Annotated in this window: 13 protein-coding genes and 1 tRNA gene; 1 reads left to right on the top strand and 13 read right to left on the bottom strand. The window is 45.7% G+C overall.

The genetic code is table 11. The annotated features are described in order from the left end of the window. Positions 1 to 58: 58 nt before the first annotated feature. The 13 genes from DXD11_RS06835 to tig form a co-directional block, all read right to left on the bottom strand. Positions 59 to 286 (bottom strand): acyl carrier protein, encoded by a 228-nt coding sequence (locus DXD11_RS06835; protein ID WP_015533721.1) that lies wholly within the window; start codon positions 284 to 286, stop codon positions 59 to 61. 224 nt (positions 287 to 510) lie between these two features. After that, positions 511 to 2,103 carry an AMP-binding protein gene (locus tag DXD11_RS06830; protein ID WP_118758042.1) on the bottom strand — a complete coding sequence of 531 codons (1,593 nt, stop codon included), beginning with the start codon at positions 2,101 to 2,103 and terminating at the stop codon, positions 511 to 513. Positions 2,104 to 2,536: 433 nt separating this feature from the next. After that, a complete protein-coding gene (locus DXD11_RS14690) occupies positions 2,537 to 2,662 on the bottom strand; it encodes a hypothetical protein (protein ID WP_255415656.1) in 126 nt (41 codons plus the stop codon). Between the two features lie 182 nt (positions 2,663 to 2,844). Beyond that, on the bottom strand, positions 2,845 to 3,114 hold the full coding sequence (locus tag DXD11_RS06825; RefSeq protein ID WP_015533718.1) for a hypothetical protein: 270 nt from the start codon (positions 3,112 to 3,114) through the stop codon (positions 2,845 to 2,847). Positions 3,115 to 3,146: 32 nt separating this feature from the next. Beyond that, positions 3,147 to 4,055 carry a hypothetical protein gene (locus DXD11_RS06820; protein WP_118758041.1) on the bottom strand — a complete coding sequence of 303 codons (909 nt, stop codon included), beginning with the start codon at positions 4,053 to 4,055 and terminating at the stop codon, positions 3,147 to 3,149. Positions 4,056 to 4,071: 16 nt separating this feature from the next. Then, entirely contained in the window at positions 4,072 to 4,644 is a 573-nt protein-coding gene (locus DXD11_RS06815; protein ID WP_133302865.1) for a hypothetical protein, read from the bottom strand. Positions 4,645 to 4,722: 78 nt separating this feature from the next. After that, positions 4,723 to 6,771: a lysine--tRNA ligase gene (lysS, locus tag DXD11_RS06810; protein WP_118017195.1), complete on the bottom strand. Its 2,049-nt coding sequence runs from the start codon at positions 6,769 to 6,771 to the stop codon at positions 4,723 to 4,725. A gap of 6 nt (positions 6,772 to 6,777) precedes the next feature. Then, entirely contained in the window at positions 6,778 to 7,263 is a 486-nt protein-coding gene (gene greA, locus DXD11_RS06805; protein ID WP_117550872.1) for a transcription elongation factor GreA, read from the bottom strand. Between the two features lie 77 nt (positions 7,264 to 7,340). Then, positions 7,341 to 7,424 (bottom strand) — tRNA-Leu (locus DXD11_RS06800). 178 nt (positions 7,425 to 7,602) lie between these two features. Then, entirely contained in the window at positions 7,603 to 9,798 is a 2,196-nt protein-coding gene (locus DXD11_RS06795) for a hypothetical protein (protein WP_118017193.1), read from the bottom strand. Positions 9,799 to 9,815: 17 nt separating this feature from the next. Continuing rightward, positions 9,816 to 12,023 (bottom strand): fibronectin type III domain-containing protein, encoded by a 2,208-nt coding sequence (locus DXD11_RS06790; protein WP_118017191.1) that lies wholly within the window; start codon positions 12,021 to 12,023, stop codon positions 9,816 to 9,818. 182 nt (positions 12,024 to 12,205) lie between these two features. Continuing rightward, positions 12,206 to 13,312: an FKBP-type peptidyl-prolyl cis-trans isomerase gene (locus DXD11_RS06785; RefSeq protein WP_118017189.1), complete on the bottom strand. Its 1,107-nt coding sequence runs from the start codon at positions 13,310 to 13,312 to the stop codon at positions 12,206 to 12,208. Between the two features lie 23 nt (positions 13,313 to 13,335). Next, on the bottom strand, positions 13,336 to 14,574 hold the full coding sequence (tig, locus tag DXD11_RS06780; RefSeq protein WP_118017187.1) for a trigger factor: 1,239 nt from the start codon (positions 14,572 to 14,574) through the stop codon (positions 13,336 to 13,338). Between the two features lie 481 nt (positions 14,575 to 15,055). Here tig and nrdD point away from each other — a divergent pair, with 481 nt between their 5' ends. After that, positions 15,056 to 17,182: an anaerobic ribonucleoside-triphosphate reductase gene (gene nrdD, locus DXD11_RS06775; protein WP_015533701.1), complete on the top strand. Its 2,127-nt coding sequence runs from the start codon at positions 15,056 to 15,058 to the stop codon at positions 17,180 to 17,182. Positions 17,183 to 17,304 lie beyond the last annotated feature (122 nt).

Raw genomic sequence — 17,304 nt, 5'->3', positions numbered from 1 at the left:
CTCCAGTATTTTTTGACGGCAATCAGTCCCCGCCATCTTCCAATATCTATATCTGCTCTTACTCGTCTTCAAGTCTCTGGATCATATCGTATATGGTCTGGACTGTCTTGAAGTTTTCCGGTGTGATATCAACAGGAGAAATGTCTACGTCAAACTCATCGCTGAGCTGAAGCACCAGCGTAACCATCGTGATGGAATCCAGCACGCCATGTCCTATAAGATCTGTCTCGTTCTCATAATCAACTCCAGGTTTTACCTCATTCAAAATCTTTAATAATTCTTCCATAATCCCATATCTCCTTATAATAAAAATTTTCTACATATTATAATTTTCACGGCAATACCAGCGCAGCACATAAAGTGAATTATATCTATATAAGCTTGATAATACCACATGAAGGACATTTGAGGTCGCCGGCACTCAACGCGCTTGCAAGTGCTAGTGCCGCTGCAGACCGAAATGAGCGAGAGCGTTCCGAATGTGGTATATCACGCTTATGTAGATATTCGCTATTTTCCCTGCGCGTATTCCGCCTTCAGCCTCTTCCTGTCTATCTTGCCATTTGCATTGTGGGGCATGCTTGTCACCCTGACAAAACGGTTCGGCTCCATGTAATGTGGGACCCTCTCCTGGAACGCCTTAAGCAGCTCCGTCTCGTCCTTCTTCCTGCCCTCGTAGATGAACACGATCTTGTCAGCCGCATCATCATATATGCATGCATAGCTTCTGATACCGTCTATGGCTCCCGCTGCCGCCTCGATCTCGCCGAGCTCTATGCGGTAACCCATGTGTTTTATCTGATAGTCCTTACGGCACACATAGACCAGCTCGCCGTATCTGTTGTATTTCACCAGATCACCGGTCTTGTAGACCAGCTCTGGATAGTACGGATTCAGCGGATTCTGGACAAATGCCTCTCTCGTCTTCTCCGCATTTCCGAAGTAGCCCAGTGCCACAAATGAACCCCTGGCATAGAGCTCACCCTCATGGCTGAAGCCCGTCTCAGGATTGATCTCCGGTGACACCTCCCTACCGTTCTCATCAAGAACAAACACATCACAGTTGTTGCACGCATGTCCCATCGGCAGCGGCTCGTCATCGGCAAATACTCTGTCCACCACGTAATACGTACATATGTCGGTCGTCTCTGTTGGGCCGAACAGATTTGCATACATGGCATCCGGAAGATTCTGTATCCAGTAATTCAGCGGCTTTGTCGGCATCACCTCTCCGGCAAACAGCACCTTCTTCAGCTCGGGAAGCTGGGCGTACTGGAACAGCTTGTAATTTGCAACGATCTGCAGTGCCGATGGCACCCAGTATATCGTGTTGATCCTGTATGTATTCATGAATTCCATCAGCTTCATAGGGAAGGTGAAATACGCCTTCGGTATGATGTACAGCGTGGCACCATTTTTAAGAGTGCTGTAGAGATCTGACACCGACATGCTGAAGTAGAACGGTGTCTGGCTTCCGAATATCGTACTCTCGTCTATACCAAATGCCTCCGTGTACCAGTAGGTGTAGGATATTACATTCCTGTGTGATACCACAGCGCCCTTTGGAACTCCGGTCGAGCCCGATGTGAAAAGCGCATACACGGGATCCGTGTCTATCGCCCTGCTTCTGACCGCATCCAACACCGACTGATCTGCACTTGTGTCCAGCTCGTCAAGATTTAATATCCTGAATACCTCTTTGTTCTCGCCTTCCTGTCCCTGGCATCCATCTTCATCCACGCCATTTCTGGAAAGCTCCAGTGCCTTCTCCATATGCCCGATGTCAGTCACGACTGCAACCGGATTCAGCGTTCCGAGTATCGACTCGGCTCTGGACGCCGGCATCTCCGCATCCAGTACCACATAGAAATTGCCACTGTAGACAACTCCCATATAGGCAGCCACACTCCCAGGCTTTTTGTCCAGCAGCACAGCCACAGGCTTATTTCTCACGCCGTCTGTCTTCTCATATATCCATGCGCCGATCTGTCTGGAAAGCTTCTCCATCTGACCATATGTGAGTCCGCCTTCCTCATCCGCAACTGCCAGCTTATCTGGATATTTTAAAGCCGAATTCTCTATAAATTCCAATATATTTTTCAATATTTACCACCTCGTTTAACCACCTTTTTCTTTCTTCCAAAATCGAATAGATTATATGCCAAGCCTTTCTGCCAGTTCAACTTAATATACATTCAACAGACTTAATTATATGTAAGAGTTATTACAATATGGTTACACTTCCTCAATCCATCAGCGTAATCCGCACTGCAGCTTCTCACTACACCTGCTGATTATAGCCGCCATCCCTTTAAGTTTCAATGAGGCGAATCTTTAAGATATCTTTAAGTAAAACAAAAAACAGCGGCAGACATGTCCATCCACGGACATATCTGTCGCTGACAAATGTATAAATATTTGTTTTCCCGGCACGGCTTACCGCACTTATGTCCTCCCGCCGCACCAGCATATGCGCCTCATCCGTTCCGGCACATACCGCACGATCATAAAGTCCTGCTCCATCTTCTCTATTCTTCTACCTTCTTTCCCTTCTCCTTATATTAATATAAAGATTAAGTATTGCGACAAGAGCTATAAGTTCCAGTATAACTCCTGCCACAAGGCATATATTCATATATTTCATTTCAAACAATCCAAACATTAATTCTCTCCCACACGCAGTTGCCTGCAAACCAAACATCGACAAAATTTACACAACCATTCTTTTCGTTATAACAACATATTATCCTAAAGTATATGGCAAAAAGTAATTCCAGACGCACAAAAACCGCCAATATCGCTTATGATATGGCGGTTTTGTCGATATTCTTATTATTTTCACTCTTATTCCAGCTCCTCCAGAGCATCCAGATAACTCTCCATCCACTGCACCTGCTTTGCGCTTTTCGCATCTTCTTCATCCGGTTCGTCCGGATCATCCGGCCACTCATCGCCCTCGTCAAGCTCCTGCATGGTCAGCCAGTTGTCAGCCACCTCAAGCTGAAGCATCCTTCCATCGTCACACTCCAGACTTACCAGCACCATAAGCGGCTCCCCCGGAAGCCTCTCCTCACAGCCGAAGTCGGCCTCATCTATTCTCTTTATTGTCCACATATTATCACCTCATGTTCTGTAGATGTCATAAATCACTCTACCCGTATCTTCAAAAAGTCTATGAGTGCTTCCAGCGTCAATTCCTCCTTGCGCCATATCCACTCTGTCTCTATCGTATAGAACAGCCCGCCGCCTATGTCACATGCCGCCGCAAACTTCTGTCTCTGCTTTCTGGACTTCTTATACTTGAATATATAATAGTAATAAAGTCTTCCCTCTATCACTTCATGTTTCAGATATGCCCTTGTCCGCAGTTCCTCCGGGCAGGCTTCATCCTCCACCAGCTCATCCAGCACGTAATCCTCAGCCGTCTCATCATCGATAGCCTCCTGAAGTGAACAATAGACAAGTTCCGGCTTAAGCTCCTCATTAAACCCCGCAAATGCCGGATCACTGTCATCGCCATCTATCAGTCTATACCTCTGAGGCAGGTCAAAGCTTATCTTTCTGGCACCTGACTGCAATGAATATGTATTGGTTAATTGTGCATCTCCAGTCATCCCATAGATGTCCGCATATGGCATACCTTTTTTTCCATATACATTCCTATCATTTTCCATACCTGAACCTTCATCTAACTTTATAGATGTGTCCGTTGAATCATATGTATATCCGCCACCAGCATTTATCGTGCCAGAATAATCAGCATCACCATGTCCTACACCATCATACTCGTTCCCACCGTTAGCTGCTCTATCCGCCTCGCTGGCCTTCTTCGCCTGAAATCCGGATACCAGGAACGACACAAAAGCCAGCAATCCGATCAGAAACATCAATCCCTGTTCCGAAATATACGACCACAGCTCTGACAGATCCGATATATTTCCATGTGACTCATGATATATATTGTATATTCCTGCTCCCCAGAACAGCACCAGCAAGGCCCCGGCCACGACAAAGCAGGCGATCGCACTCTGTAAAACATACTTTAATCTTCTCATCTACCCTTCACCCCTGTCATTTTGCTTTTAATACACACATGCTTGCATCAACATACCGCAAGCATCTAACCCAAAGATACCGCATATTATACCCTCCAGTTCGCAGAATATCAATTACATTTGATATTTGATTACTCTTCTCATACAGCCGTTTCATATAGTCTCTTATGCCATATCTGTTATAAAGTCCTGTGAGTGCATCGACCTTGGCGATCTTCGCGCGCTGCCTTGCAAATATGACGATCACTGCAATTATTAGCGCAAAAAGTATTTTCAATGCCACAAGGAACGGTATAGTGTTCGCCTCCACTAATCGCTTGAAGGACACGCTCTGGTTCTCACTCTTCATATACTCGTCCAGCATGATCGTATTTGTCTCTTTGACATCCGAGGCATCCGCCTGCAGATCGGTGTAGTCCTCACCTTTTATCTGCGCCATTGTGCCCTTGAGTGCATCGTTGGAGCTCTTGGAATCACTCTTCACCATGACCTTCATTACGTCCATGGACTTAACAGAAAACTTGAGCTCAGCGCCATACTTACCGGACTTGTTCATGCCTGCGATCATGGATTTTGATCCGTCTCTCACACAAAAAGAGAACCCCAAATCTGAAGTGTGTACTTCTAATCTGGGGTCCCTTTTCATATATACTAGATATATCCTATTTTAGTACAGCTTCGCACCTGCAGGAATATGGTTATCAACCATCAGAAGGTGAAGCTTCTCCTCGCCCTCTTCCTCATGGATAGCTGAAAGAAGCATACCGCATGAATCGATTCCCATCATCTTTCTAGGTGGAAGGTTTGTTATTGCAATAAGTGTCTTGCCGACTAACTCCTCTGGCTCATAGAATGCATGGATTCCTGAGAGGATGGTTCTGTCTGTGCCTGTGCCGTCATCCAGTGTGAACTGAAGGAGCTTCTTGCTCTTTGGCACTGCTGAACATTCCTTAACCTTTACCGCTCTGAAGTCTGATCTTGAAAATGTCTCGAAATCAACCTCATCAGTAAAAAGTGGCTCTATATCTACCTTGGAGAAATCGATCTTCTCGTTTGGTGTGAAGAATCCGTTGTTGTCACCGGCTGTCTCAGATACTGAATCAGAATCTGAACCACCCTCACTCTTCATAGTCGGGAACAGAAGAACATCTCTGATCGCCTGTGAATCTGTAAGGAGCATAACCAGTCTGTCTATACCATAACCGATACCGCCTGTTGGAGGCATACCGATCTCAAGCGCATTGAGGAAATCCTCATCTGTGTGCTCAGCCTCGTCATCTCCGGCTGCGGCATTCGCATCCTGAGCGGCAAATCTCTCACGCTGATCGATAGGATCGTTCAGCTCTGAGTATGCGTTACACATCTCCCATGTGTTGATGAAGAGCTCGAAACGCTCAACCTTTGTAGGGTCTGAAGGCTTCTTCTTCGTAAGTGGTGAGATCTCGATCGGATGATCCATGATGAATGTAGGCTGGATCAGCTTCTCCTCACAGAACTCCTCGAAGAACAGGTTCACGATGTCGCCCTTCTTGTGGCGCTCTTCGTACTCTACGTGATGCTCGTCAGCGATCTTCTTCGCCTCAGCGTCATCAGCAACCTGGTCAAAATCAACACCTGTATATTTCTTGATAGCGTCAACCATAGTCAGACGCTCAAATGGCTTGCCAAAGTCGATCTCGATTCCGTTGTATGAGATCTTGGTGCTTCCACATACCTTCTCTGCGAGGTAACGGAACATGGACTCTGTGAGCTCCATCATACCATAGTAATCTGTGTATGCCTGGTACAGCTCCATCAGAGTGAACTCAGGGTTGTGACGTGTGTCAACACCCTCGTTACGGAATACTCGTCCGATCTCGTATACTCTCTCAAGACCGCCGACGATAAGTCTCTTCAGGTAGAGCTCAAGTGATATACGGAGCTTTACATCCTCATTGAGTGCATTGTAATGTGTCTCAAATGGTCTGGCTGCGGCACCACCGGCATTGCTGACCAGCATAGGTGTCTCAACCTCCATGAAGTCACGTCCTGCCAGGAAGTTACGGATCTCCTTTAATATCTGTGATCTCTTGATAAATACTTCCTTGCTGTCCTGGTTCATGATGAGATCCACATATCTCTGACGATATCTCATATCTGTATCTGTCAGTCCGTGGAACTTCTCAGGAAGGATCTGGAGTGACTTAGAGAGAAGTGTGATCTCCTCTGCATGTATGGATATCTCACCAGTCTTTGTTCTGAATGCATATCCCTTAACTCCATATATATCACCGATATCTGACTTCTTGAAGTCAGCGTATGACTCCTCACCGATCTGATCTCTTGCAACATACACCTGAATGTTGCCCTTAAGATCCTGAATGTTACAGAAAGAAGCCTTACCCATGACACGCTTGAACATCATACGTCCTGCGATGCTCACATTGATAGGTGAAGCATCCATGATGGCTCTTCTCTCATTGTAATCGTTGTTTAAAACTTCTCTCTTCTCTGCCTCTTCAAGGTCCTCAACTGAAGGTGTCTGTCTACCAGACAGAAGCTCTGCCTCATGTGCTGTGTACATCTCCTTCACATCTGCGCTGTGCTGCTGCACATCATACTTTGTTATGACAAATGGATCCTTGCCTGCCGCCTGAAGGTCTGCCAGCTTCTCGCGGCGCACCATCTGCAGCTTATTAAGATCCTGATCTTTTCCCTTGTTATTCTGCTCTGCCATCTTCTCTTACAGCTCCTGTCTCTTAATATCAAGTACTCTGTACTTAAATTCTCCGTCCGGTGCCTCCACCAGAACTTCCTCACCAACCTTTGCACCCTTGAGTGCCATTCCAACTGGTGACTCATCAGAGATCTTGTTGTTCATGATATCAGCCTGTGATGATCCCACGATATCATACTCGATCTCCTCGGCAAACTCGTAGTCATATACAATTACCTTGCATCCGATACCCACAACTCCTGTATCGACCTCATCCTCATCAACTACTTCTATATTCTTAAGCATTGCCTCAAGCTGCTCGATTCTTGCCTCGATGTCTCTCTGCTCGTCCTTGGCTGCATCGTACTCTGCATTCTCTGACAGATCTCCCTGTTCTCTGGCCTCTTTGATCTTAGCTGCGATCTCTCTACGTTTATTAACCTTCAGATCCTGAAGCTCTTCCTCTATCTTCTTGAGACCTGAATAAGTAACCACATTCTTCTTCTCTGCCATTGCCGCACATACCTCCTAAATATCATAAATTATTGACTCCACAGCTCAGCATTTCCGCATACTATGGTATAAAAAAATGCGGAAGATGGGACTTGAACCCACACGGTATTGCTACCACAGGCACCTGAAGCCTGCGCGTCTGCCAATTCCGCCACTTCCGCATGTTCACAACGAACGTTAATATAATATACTGTTTGCCTTGGTATGTCAACCACTTTTTTTGCATTTCCGCAAGCATTTTCCCATAAAAAAGGGAAAACATATCTACCACATTTCCATGCATGTATATATGTTTTCCCGCAAATATATCTACTGCTTGTTATTACCTAACATATGCCATTACTTTTTACTCTTGGCACTGGCGGTCTTGGAGTATGCTGACTGAGCAGCACATCCACCGTCGTTAACTGCCACTGCAGCGACCTTGTAATAGTATGTCTTGCCCTTTGCAGCCTTCTTGTCTGTAAAGCTGCATGATGATGTTGTACCGATCTTAGAGTACTTACCATTCTTCTTTGTTGCGCGATATACTACGTAGTTCTTCGCTCCTGTAACGCTACTCCACTTTACTGTGATCTTCTTGGCTCCGGTGTTAGATGCACCTGACATCTTTGGTGTACCTACAGCATGTGTATACACTGCCTTATACTGCCTTGCAACTTCATAGTCAATGCTGCAGTTAACCCCGCTGACAATTGTCGATGGCTGTATAAAATATGTATACTCAAGCTTGGTCGTGAGCTTGCGGTCACTGAAGTTTGTTGACGTTGTCTGTCCCAGCCACTGGGTTGTGCCGAGAACAGGGTTCATTCTGTATACTGTGTAAGAATCTGCACCAGGCACCGCTGACCATGTAACTCTGACCTCGGATGTGGACTTTCTCACAGCCTTTACATTCTTAGCAAGAGGGATATAGTTGACGCTGACGGATGTCATCTCGCCCTGCTTCTTACCCTTGTATGGCACTACGTATGCAGAGTAATACTTAATACCCTTACTGCTGCTTCCTGTATTCTTGAACTTGTATGTATTTCTGGCTGCAGATTTGATCACTGCAACCTGCTCAAGCTTATTTGTGTAGTTATTTCTCGCAAATATCTTGTAGCCTGAAGCTCCCCAGACTCTGTTCCACTTGAGATTGGTGTATATCGTCAGGTTTTTCTTGTCTTTGCTTGCAGATACCGTGGATGAGACAGCCTCGAGCTCTCTCACGCTCTCTGTGTATCCGGTCTGGAGCCATTTGTATGTCACGTTCTCACAAATGACCTTTCCACCTGAAACGCTCTGGCTCTTAAGCTTGAATGAATACTCAGCGCCAGATGCAAGTCCCTTGATGGTGCATGATGTTCCCTTTGTCGCAACAGCTCTCTTATATCTGTCTCCCGATATATCGGATCTCATATACCAGACTTCATACATATTTGCTCCGGCTGCCTTATCCCATGTGAGCTTTACTGAGCTCTTTGTGTTCTGAACCGCTGTGAGCTCTGTGGTACCCATGAGTATCTTTACGCCGCGGACCTCACTTGCAGTTCCCTTTGAAACCGCTCTGGTAGAGGCATCATAATACTTTGGAACTACCTTGTAGTAGTATGTCTTTCCAGCCTTAACTGTTGTATCTGTATACTCCGGTGTGTATATCGTCTTTATCTTCTTAAAGCCCTTTGTCTTTGAAGTTGAACGGTACAGATCGAACTGGTTGGCAGCGCCGTAATCGCTTACCGTTATATCAGCACCCTTTGCGCCTCTATCGACTGAAAGCTCCGCTGTTCCAAGCCTGCAGTCCACCTTTGCAACGGCTGATGTCTCTACAACCCTGGATGTCTTATTGTATGAGTCAGTTCCGGTTACTATCTTCGCCATATAGTAATAGGTATTTCCTACTTTTACATTATTATCATAATACCTCACTTCAGAAGCTCCATACATGTAACCGACGCCCGACAAAATCTTCGTAAAGCCTCCTGATGGCTTTGTGGATCTGTACACCTCATACCAGATATCATTCTGTACGTAGCTGTCAAATGGGAACGACACAGATACTCCACCTAATTCTCTATATCCGGTATCTCCCGTAGAATATGATACGTATTCTGAAGGCTTCCTGCTGCGGCTGAACTTAGGTGCTTCAAAATATATCTTTCCCGACTCCTGCGACACCGTCTGTCCATTGTCATCACTGACTACCAGCTTAAACTGATATGTCGCACCGGCAACTCCTCTGAATTCCGTATCCACATGCCAGCTTCCGTCATAGTCACTGTCTGTCCACGAGTCATACCATGCTCCATTTACATAGAGAACAGCCTCTGTTCCATATCCCAGAGCGCTTATATGTACAGAACCGCTGCTTACGGTATCCTGACCTCCTACACTAAAATATGTTATGGATGCTTCTTCAGCAAACGCCACCTCAGCCTGAGCGGACTGTACATCTGCACTGCCGTCTGCTGCCATTGCTGGCAATGCATCACCAAACACCATGGTTGAAGCAAGCGCCACGCATAAAGCTTTCTTTATCAATCTATTCTTCATAGTTTACCCCTTTTCATCTATTTGCGGATCTTTATTCCCTTTGCATGTGATGCAACTGACTTGACTGTCTTTCCTCCATCATTAACTGTTGAAGCCACAACCTTGTAGTAATAGGTCGTTCTCTTCTTGAGCTTCTTGTTCATGTATGAAAGTTTTGTAGCTCCAGTCTTGCCGACCAGCTTGTATGTTCCATTCTTGCTGGTTGAGCGATATACATAGTATCTGGTTGCATTTGTAACCTTCTTCCATGTTACAGTCGCTGTACCCTTGGAACCATTTACAACCTTTGTTATGGCCGGTGATGCAAGCTTGTGTGTATAGTCACTGACATACATATCATATCCGCTGCTGAATCCAAAGTCTGTGCCTACAACAACAGAGTATGTATACTTCATTCCGTCTGTCACGTTCACATCCGTGAAGTTGGTCGCCTTTGTGGCTCCTATGTACTGACGTACACCGAGCTCTGTAGTTCTGTATACATAGTATTCCCTTGCACCGCTTACAGCAGACCATGTTATCTTGGTCGATGTCGCGCTCTTCTTTACAGCCTTAACACGCTTTGCACTTGGCATCTCTGAATTCCACAGAGTGTTATCCTCGCCGCTTGCCTTTCCCTTATATGGTCTCACATATATCTGGGAGTATTTGCGCTCCTTGCCCTTGGCACTTGTGTTTGTAAATGTATATGATGTCTTTCTTCCCGATGTTATCTTCTTGATGGTCTCTATCTTGCCTGTACTGCTGTTGAGGCCTGATATAACATATCCTGATGCGCCCCAGTCTCTGTACCATGTGAGAGAATATCTTACAGACAGGACATCCTTCTTGCCGTTCAGTGATGAAGATACAGCTCCCGCAGTCAGATCCTGGACTCTCTTGGTGTAACCCATGGTCCTCTCAGATGTATCTGTCGTCTCATATCTCACGGCAGCTCCTGATTTCTTGACTGTCCTTATCATCACCTTGTATGTTCCGTTCGGATCAAGCTTTGTAAGGGTGCATGAGTTTTTCTTGGTGACCACCATACGCTTGTATGCATCACCGGTTATATCGGTTCTCTTTGCCCATACCTCGTATGATACGTCTGCGGTATTGTCCGCAGCCCATGTACACTTCAGTGATCTGTTGCCTGTCTGTATAAGGCTAGGTGCACCTGCTGCATTCATGATAAACTTTACGCCGACAACACCAGATGTCTTTCCTGTTGTTATCTTTCGTGTCTGTGAGTCGTAATACTTTGGCACTACCTTGTAGTAGTATACCGTTCCACTCTTGACCGCTGTGTCCGTGAAATCAGCAGAATATATAGTCTTTATCTTTCTGTAGCCCTTGCTCTTGTTTGTTGAGCGGTACACATCGTACTGATTTGCAAAATTGCTGGTCATCCACAGGAATACTCCCGGCTTACTTATCTTTTCTGATACATTCATGCTTGAAGCATAGAGCTGATCCACCTCTGGAATGCCCACCTTTACTGAAGCTGTCTTACTTGTAGCTATGACCTTGCTCGTCTTCACATACTGATCTGAACCGCTCACGATCCTGAATCTGTAATAATATGTAGTTCCGGTCTTCGCAGTGCTGTCAAGATATGCAAGTCTTGACGTGTAAGATTCACTTCCCGTTGCGATCGTGGTAAATGGCCCACCTGACTTGGTCGCTCTCTGAACCTCATACTTGACCTCATCTGAATGCCTGCTATCAAGATATACGCTGACAGACACATAGCCTGGTTTTGCATAGCCAGTGCTTCCGACTGTATATCCTGCACTAACACTAGGATCACCATCAAAGCTCACCTTGTCAGTTTTGACCGGTGAAACCTTCTGTACAGTCACCTCTCCATTTGAATCGTAGGCTCTGACCTCTGCGTTGTAGGTGGAATCAAGCAGCGCCGGGATCTCACAGTTAATACTAAAGGACTGCTGGTCCTCTCCGTTGTACTGTTCCCCGCACTTTACTCCATTGACCCAGACCTCAACTCTGTAAGCCCGGCCGCTTGCATTGATCGTTATGGTCCTTGAGTTCTTATAAGCTCCCGCATACCATATGCTGACATTGGCTGCCGCCACATCAGCCTGTTCCTCCGCCGCCACTGTGGCAGCAATTCTTCCGTCTGCCGCATTTTCCACACTGGCTGCCATAGCCGTGCCCGCCTCACCGAGCATCATGGCTGAAGCCAGAGCAATGCACAGACATTTTCTCGCAATGTTCTTTCTCATAATATCCCCTTTCCTTTTCTATCTTTAAAATAAAGACATGTTCTCTTTTATTTTAAATTCCCGGAGCCCCTTAGTCAATGTGGATAAACCACAGATTCATTTGTCTATAGACGACAATAGAGACCGGGCATAAAACCTCGGTCTCTATCAGCTTATCCATATTCAAATATATCGAGTGCAGCTTACTCCTCTGTGGCTGCCTCAGATGCATCTGTTGCAGTTGCCTCCACCTGAACTGATCTGTTCATGAGATAGTCAAGCACGTTCTCCTCTGTGGCATAGAACATCAGGTCTGACTCTGAGTAATACTTGTCCACGTCTGAGTCATTCTCCAGATTGTTCTTGTCCATAACCTTCTGTCTGTACGCCTTTATGTCTGCGTTATCGGCGATGAGGTCATTGTCCATTGCTATGCATGACACAACGATCTTCTCCTTCATGACGTTCTCAACTGTGGTGTGAAGGTACTCAAGGAATGATGCCTCGTCCTCATATCCATAGAAATACTTCATATATGCCTCGAAGTCGATTCCGTAGTTGTCTGCGGCACTTCTCACATTTGACACCATGGACTGAACGTATGAAGCTACCTCATCCTCAGGATACTTGTCAAATGTAACCTTCTCCTCAACAGCCTTGAGAACAGAAGCTCTGTCTGTCTCGTCCGCGGAATCGTCCTTGTCCTTCTGAACATCTTCCTTCAGATGTGCTGTGTAGTCATCGGTTGTTGTGTACTCACCATTAGTAGCCTTCTTGACCAGTGCGTCTGTGTACTCAGGCACCGTGGTAACTGATATATAATTGATCGTAACCTTGTACTCTGCTGTAAGTCCGGCAACTGTTGTGTCGCTGTAATCATCAGGATATGTCACTGTGATCGTCTTGACATCCCCCGGCTTGCTTCCTATGAGCTGATCGTCACTGCCATCACCAAGAGTGTTATTTCCCATGGTCAGTGTGTAATCTGTCTTGCTGTCCTTCTCTGTTCCTGAGACAGTCTCAACATAGTCCACATTGATCTTGTCGCCATCTGCCACTGTGCTGGTCTTGTCCTGTGTAGTCTCAGAATTGTCACTGCAAAAACTGCTTATCGCACTGTTTACATCGTCCTCGGTCACCTCTCTCGATGCTGGAACATATTCGATATCAGTGTATGCCGCCTTGTCTATGGTCGCACACTTTGAAAACTTCTTAAACTGGCTCTTTGTGTCATTGCTGCCACAGCCTGTCATCAGACCTGCGCACATGACTGCCACCATTCCTGCTGCAATTATCTTCCTTGCTCTCATATCTTTTCTCCGTACCCCTTTATTTACTCTTCAGCCTGCTCTGCGTCAGCGGCCTCTGTGCTGTCTGTTGACTCTGAGGTCTCTGTCGTTTCAGTTGTCGAAGCCGCTGTTGCCTTTGCATTGTCCATAAGGAAATTCATGACCTTCTCTGCCAGAGCGTTGTACTTTATCTCAACGTCTGTAAGATTCTGTCTGAGTGTAGACTCATCAACACTGTTCTTCGTTGCATAATCAGCTATATACTTATCAGCCTCGTCATCTGTGACACTGATATTCTCCTTCTTGGCAATGGCACATACTACCATTCTCTCCTTCTGTGATTCCTCACAAACCTGCTGTACATACTGTTCAAATGCAGCGCTGTCATCATATCCATAGTAGTAGTAGATATATGTGTCATACTCTATTCCGTTTGTCTCTGCCTGAGTCTTTATGGATGTTATGATCTTGTCAGCATTCGCCTGAACATCATCTGCTGATATGTTCTCTATTGTACTGTTGTTTATAACGGCAACCATGACCTCATTCTGAGCACTTGCAAGAGCTGAATCCTCCTTGCTCTGCTTAAGCTGCTCACGTACAGATGCCTCATACTCAGCAGTTGTCTTATATGAAGTATTGTTTGCAACCAGCTCATCATTGTATGTAGCCGGTTTATCTATCTTTATATAGTTAAGTGTCGTCTCGAACTTGGCCGCCTTGCCATTTAACTCATCCTTGCCATAATTCTCAGGAAAGGTTACATTCACGGTAAATGTCTCTCCCGGCTTATGTCCAACTATCTGATCCTCAAAGTTATCTATGAATGAACCAGAACCAAGGACGAGATCATATCCGCTTCCGTTGGTGTTACCACCTTCGAACTCCTCACCATCTACAGTTCCGACAAAGTCAATATTTACTGTATCTCCGTTCTTCGCCTCGCTGGTTGTGTCCTTATCAAATGTAGCAAGTCCGTTCACAAATGAATCAACCTTGGCCTGAACCTCATCATCCGTGACATCAGTGCCCTTCTCCTCATACTCCATGCCCTTGTATTCACCGAGTGTGACATCTGCCGCATACTGATCCACCATATCCTCTATAGAAGCAAATTCTTCTGATGAATTGTCAGCACTCTCTGTAGCATCAGAAGATGTTGCCTTACTCGCTGTATTATCCAGCTTTCCACTCGTACCATTACTGTCGCCACAGCCTGTCATAAATGACATGGACAGAGCGAGTGCAAGAACAACTGCACATCCCTTATTAAATTTTCGCATAATCATACCTCTTTTACTTTTTATTAGAAGTGTAACCATCTTCATGATAAACTTCAACGAGTAAACTTATACCATATTTTCCTGTAAAAATAAAGCAATTTGAAATAATTCATAGAATTCTCACAAATGATTTCACATTCCTATAACAGGCAGTTTTACATCTGTTTTTGTGATGTATTTTATCTGTCCCACATTAATCAAAGGCAAATCCACAATATGTTGTGTCTACATATTTTTTATTTTTCTATATTTTGTACTTTTTGCAAATAACCTGTAGACAAACAAAATTGGGAATGATATAATCGACCATGTTGAGACATCAGTGTGAGATTTGCGACGAGGCACCTTATTTGTCGCTAATTTTTTTGCGGCTTTTTCAGCCGGCATACCATATATTGATGTCTCCTGTATGGTAGTATACAATATTTAGGGGGCGTACTTTTTTAACGCCCATTCACATCACACACAGGGAGAATGGGAAATGCAAGTTATCAAGAGAGACGGTCGTGCTGTTACTTACGACCGAAGCAAGATCATATTGGCTATCCAGAAGGCTAACTCGGAGGTGGAGCCTTGTGAGAAGATCTCTGACGAGAAGATCGAGGAGATCGTCGGAAGCATCGAAGCCAAGAACCGAAAGAGAATGCTCGTTGAAGATATCCAGGATATCATCGAGCAGGGGCTGATGGCCGACGGCAAGTTTGTCCTTGCCAAGACCTACATTATATACAGATACAGCCGTGAGCTCATCAGAAAGGCAAATACGACTGATGATTCTATCCTCAGTCTTATCCAGAACAGGAATAAGGATGTCATGGAGGAGAATTCCAACAAGAATGCCACCGTCGCATCCACACAGCGTGATCTTATCGCAGGAGAGGTATCAAAGGATCTTACCAAGAGAATGCTCCTCCCTGAGAAGATCTCCAAGGCTCATGAGGAGGGCGCTATCCACTTCCACGACGCAGATTATTTCCTCCAGCCTATATTCAACTGCTGCCTTATCAACATTGGGGATATGCTTGACAACGGCACAGTCATGAACGGCAAGCTCATAGAGAGCCCGAAGAGCTTCCAGGTGGCATGTACCATCGTGACTCAGATCATCGCATCTGTCGCATCCAGCCAGTACGGCGGTCAGTCAGTCGATGTCCGTCACCTTGGAAAGTACCTCAGAAAGAGCTACAACAAATATAAAAAGAGATACACCGAAGAGTTCGGCGACAAGATAGACCCTGACACACTTGAGAAGCTCATCACAGAGAGACTCAAGGACGAGCTGAAGTCAGGAGTCCAGACTATCCAGTATCAGATAAATACTCTGATGACCACCAACGGCCAGTCTCCATTTGTCACTCTCTTCCTCAACCTCAGAGAGGACGACGAGTACATCAAGGAGAACGCCATGATCATCGAGGAGATCCTCAGACAGAGACTTGAGGGAATCAAGAACGAGGCAGGCGTGTATGTTACACCTGCATTCCCTAAGCTCATATATGTCCTTGACGAGCACAACTGCCTCAAGGGCGGTGAGTACGACTATATCACAGAGCTCGCCATCAAGTGTTCTGCCAAGAGAATGTACCCTGATTACATATCAGCCAAGAAGATGCGTGAGAACTACGAGGGAAATGTATTCTCATGCATGGGATGCCGTTCATTCCTCTCCCCATGGAAGGATGAGAACGGAGAATATAAATGGGAAGGCCGTTTCAACCAGGGAGTTGTCAGTCTTAATCTTCCACAGATAGCTATACTTGCAAAGGGAGACGATGACAAGTTCTGGAGTCTTCTGGATGAAAGACTGCAGCTCTGCTACGACGCACTCATGTGCCGCCACAGAGCCCTCGAGGGTGTAACCTCTGACGTCAGCCCAGTCCACTGGCAGTACGGTGCCATCGCCAGACTTAAGAAGGGCGAGGTCATCGATCCACTGCTCCACAACGGTTACTCAACCATATCACTGGGATACATCGGTGTATATGAGACCACCAAGCTCATGCGTGGTGTGAGCCACACAGATCCTGTGGGCGAGGAATTTGCACTGAAGCTTATGCACAAGCTCCGCGCAGCCTGCGACAAATGGAAGGCAGATACGGGACTTGGCTTCGGACTCTACGGAACTCCGGCCGAGAGCCTTTGCTACAGATTTGCACGTATCGACAAAGAGCGTTTCGGAACCATAAAGGATGTCACAGACAAGGGCTACTACACCAACTCTTACCACGTTGATGTCCGTGAGAAGATCGATGCATTCAGCAAGTTCAGATTTGAGAGCCAGTTCCAGACCATATCATCAGGTGGTGCCATCTCATATGTTGAGATACCAAACATGCGCAACAACCTGGATGCTCTGGCAGAGGTCGTAAGATATATATACGACAACATACAATATGCTGAGTTCAACACCAAGTCTGACTACTGTCATGTATGTGGATACGATGGTGAGATCCTCATCAACGATGACGGCGAATGGGAATGTCCGCAGTGTGGCAACAAGGATCACAACAAGATGAATGTTACCAGAAGAACCTGCGGTTATCTTGGCGAGAACTTCTGGAACGTGGGCAAGACCAAAGAGATAAAGGCAAGAGTGCTTCATCTATAGTCTTTTATAGAAAAACACTTGATATATTCAGGCAACTGATATAAAATAACAATATGCATTAATAATTTCAATTGTATGGTCTGCATGTCGTAGAGGGCAACGCAGGCCATACTTTTGTTTTA

Origin of the sequence: Coprococcus sp. TF11-13, from assembly GCF_003481085.1 — a bacterium.
GTDB classification, from domain to species: domain Bacteria; phylum Bacillota; class Clostridia; order Lachnospirales; family Lachnospiraceae; genus Coprococcus; species Coprococcus aceti.
This window is presented reverse-complemented; position numbering and strand designations above follow the sequence as displayed.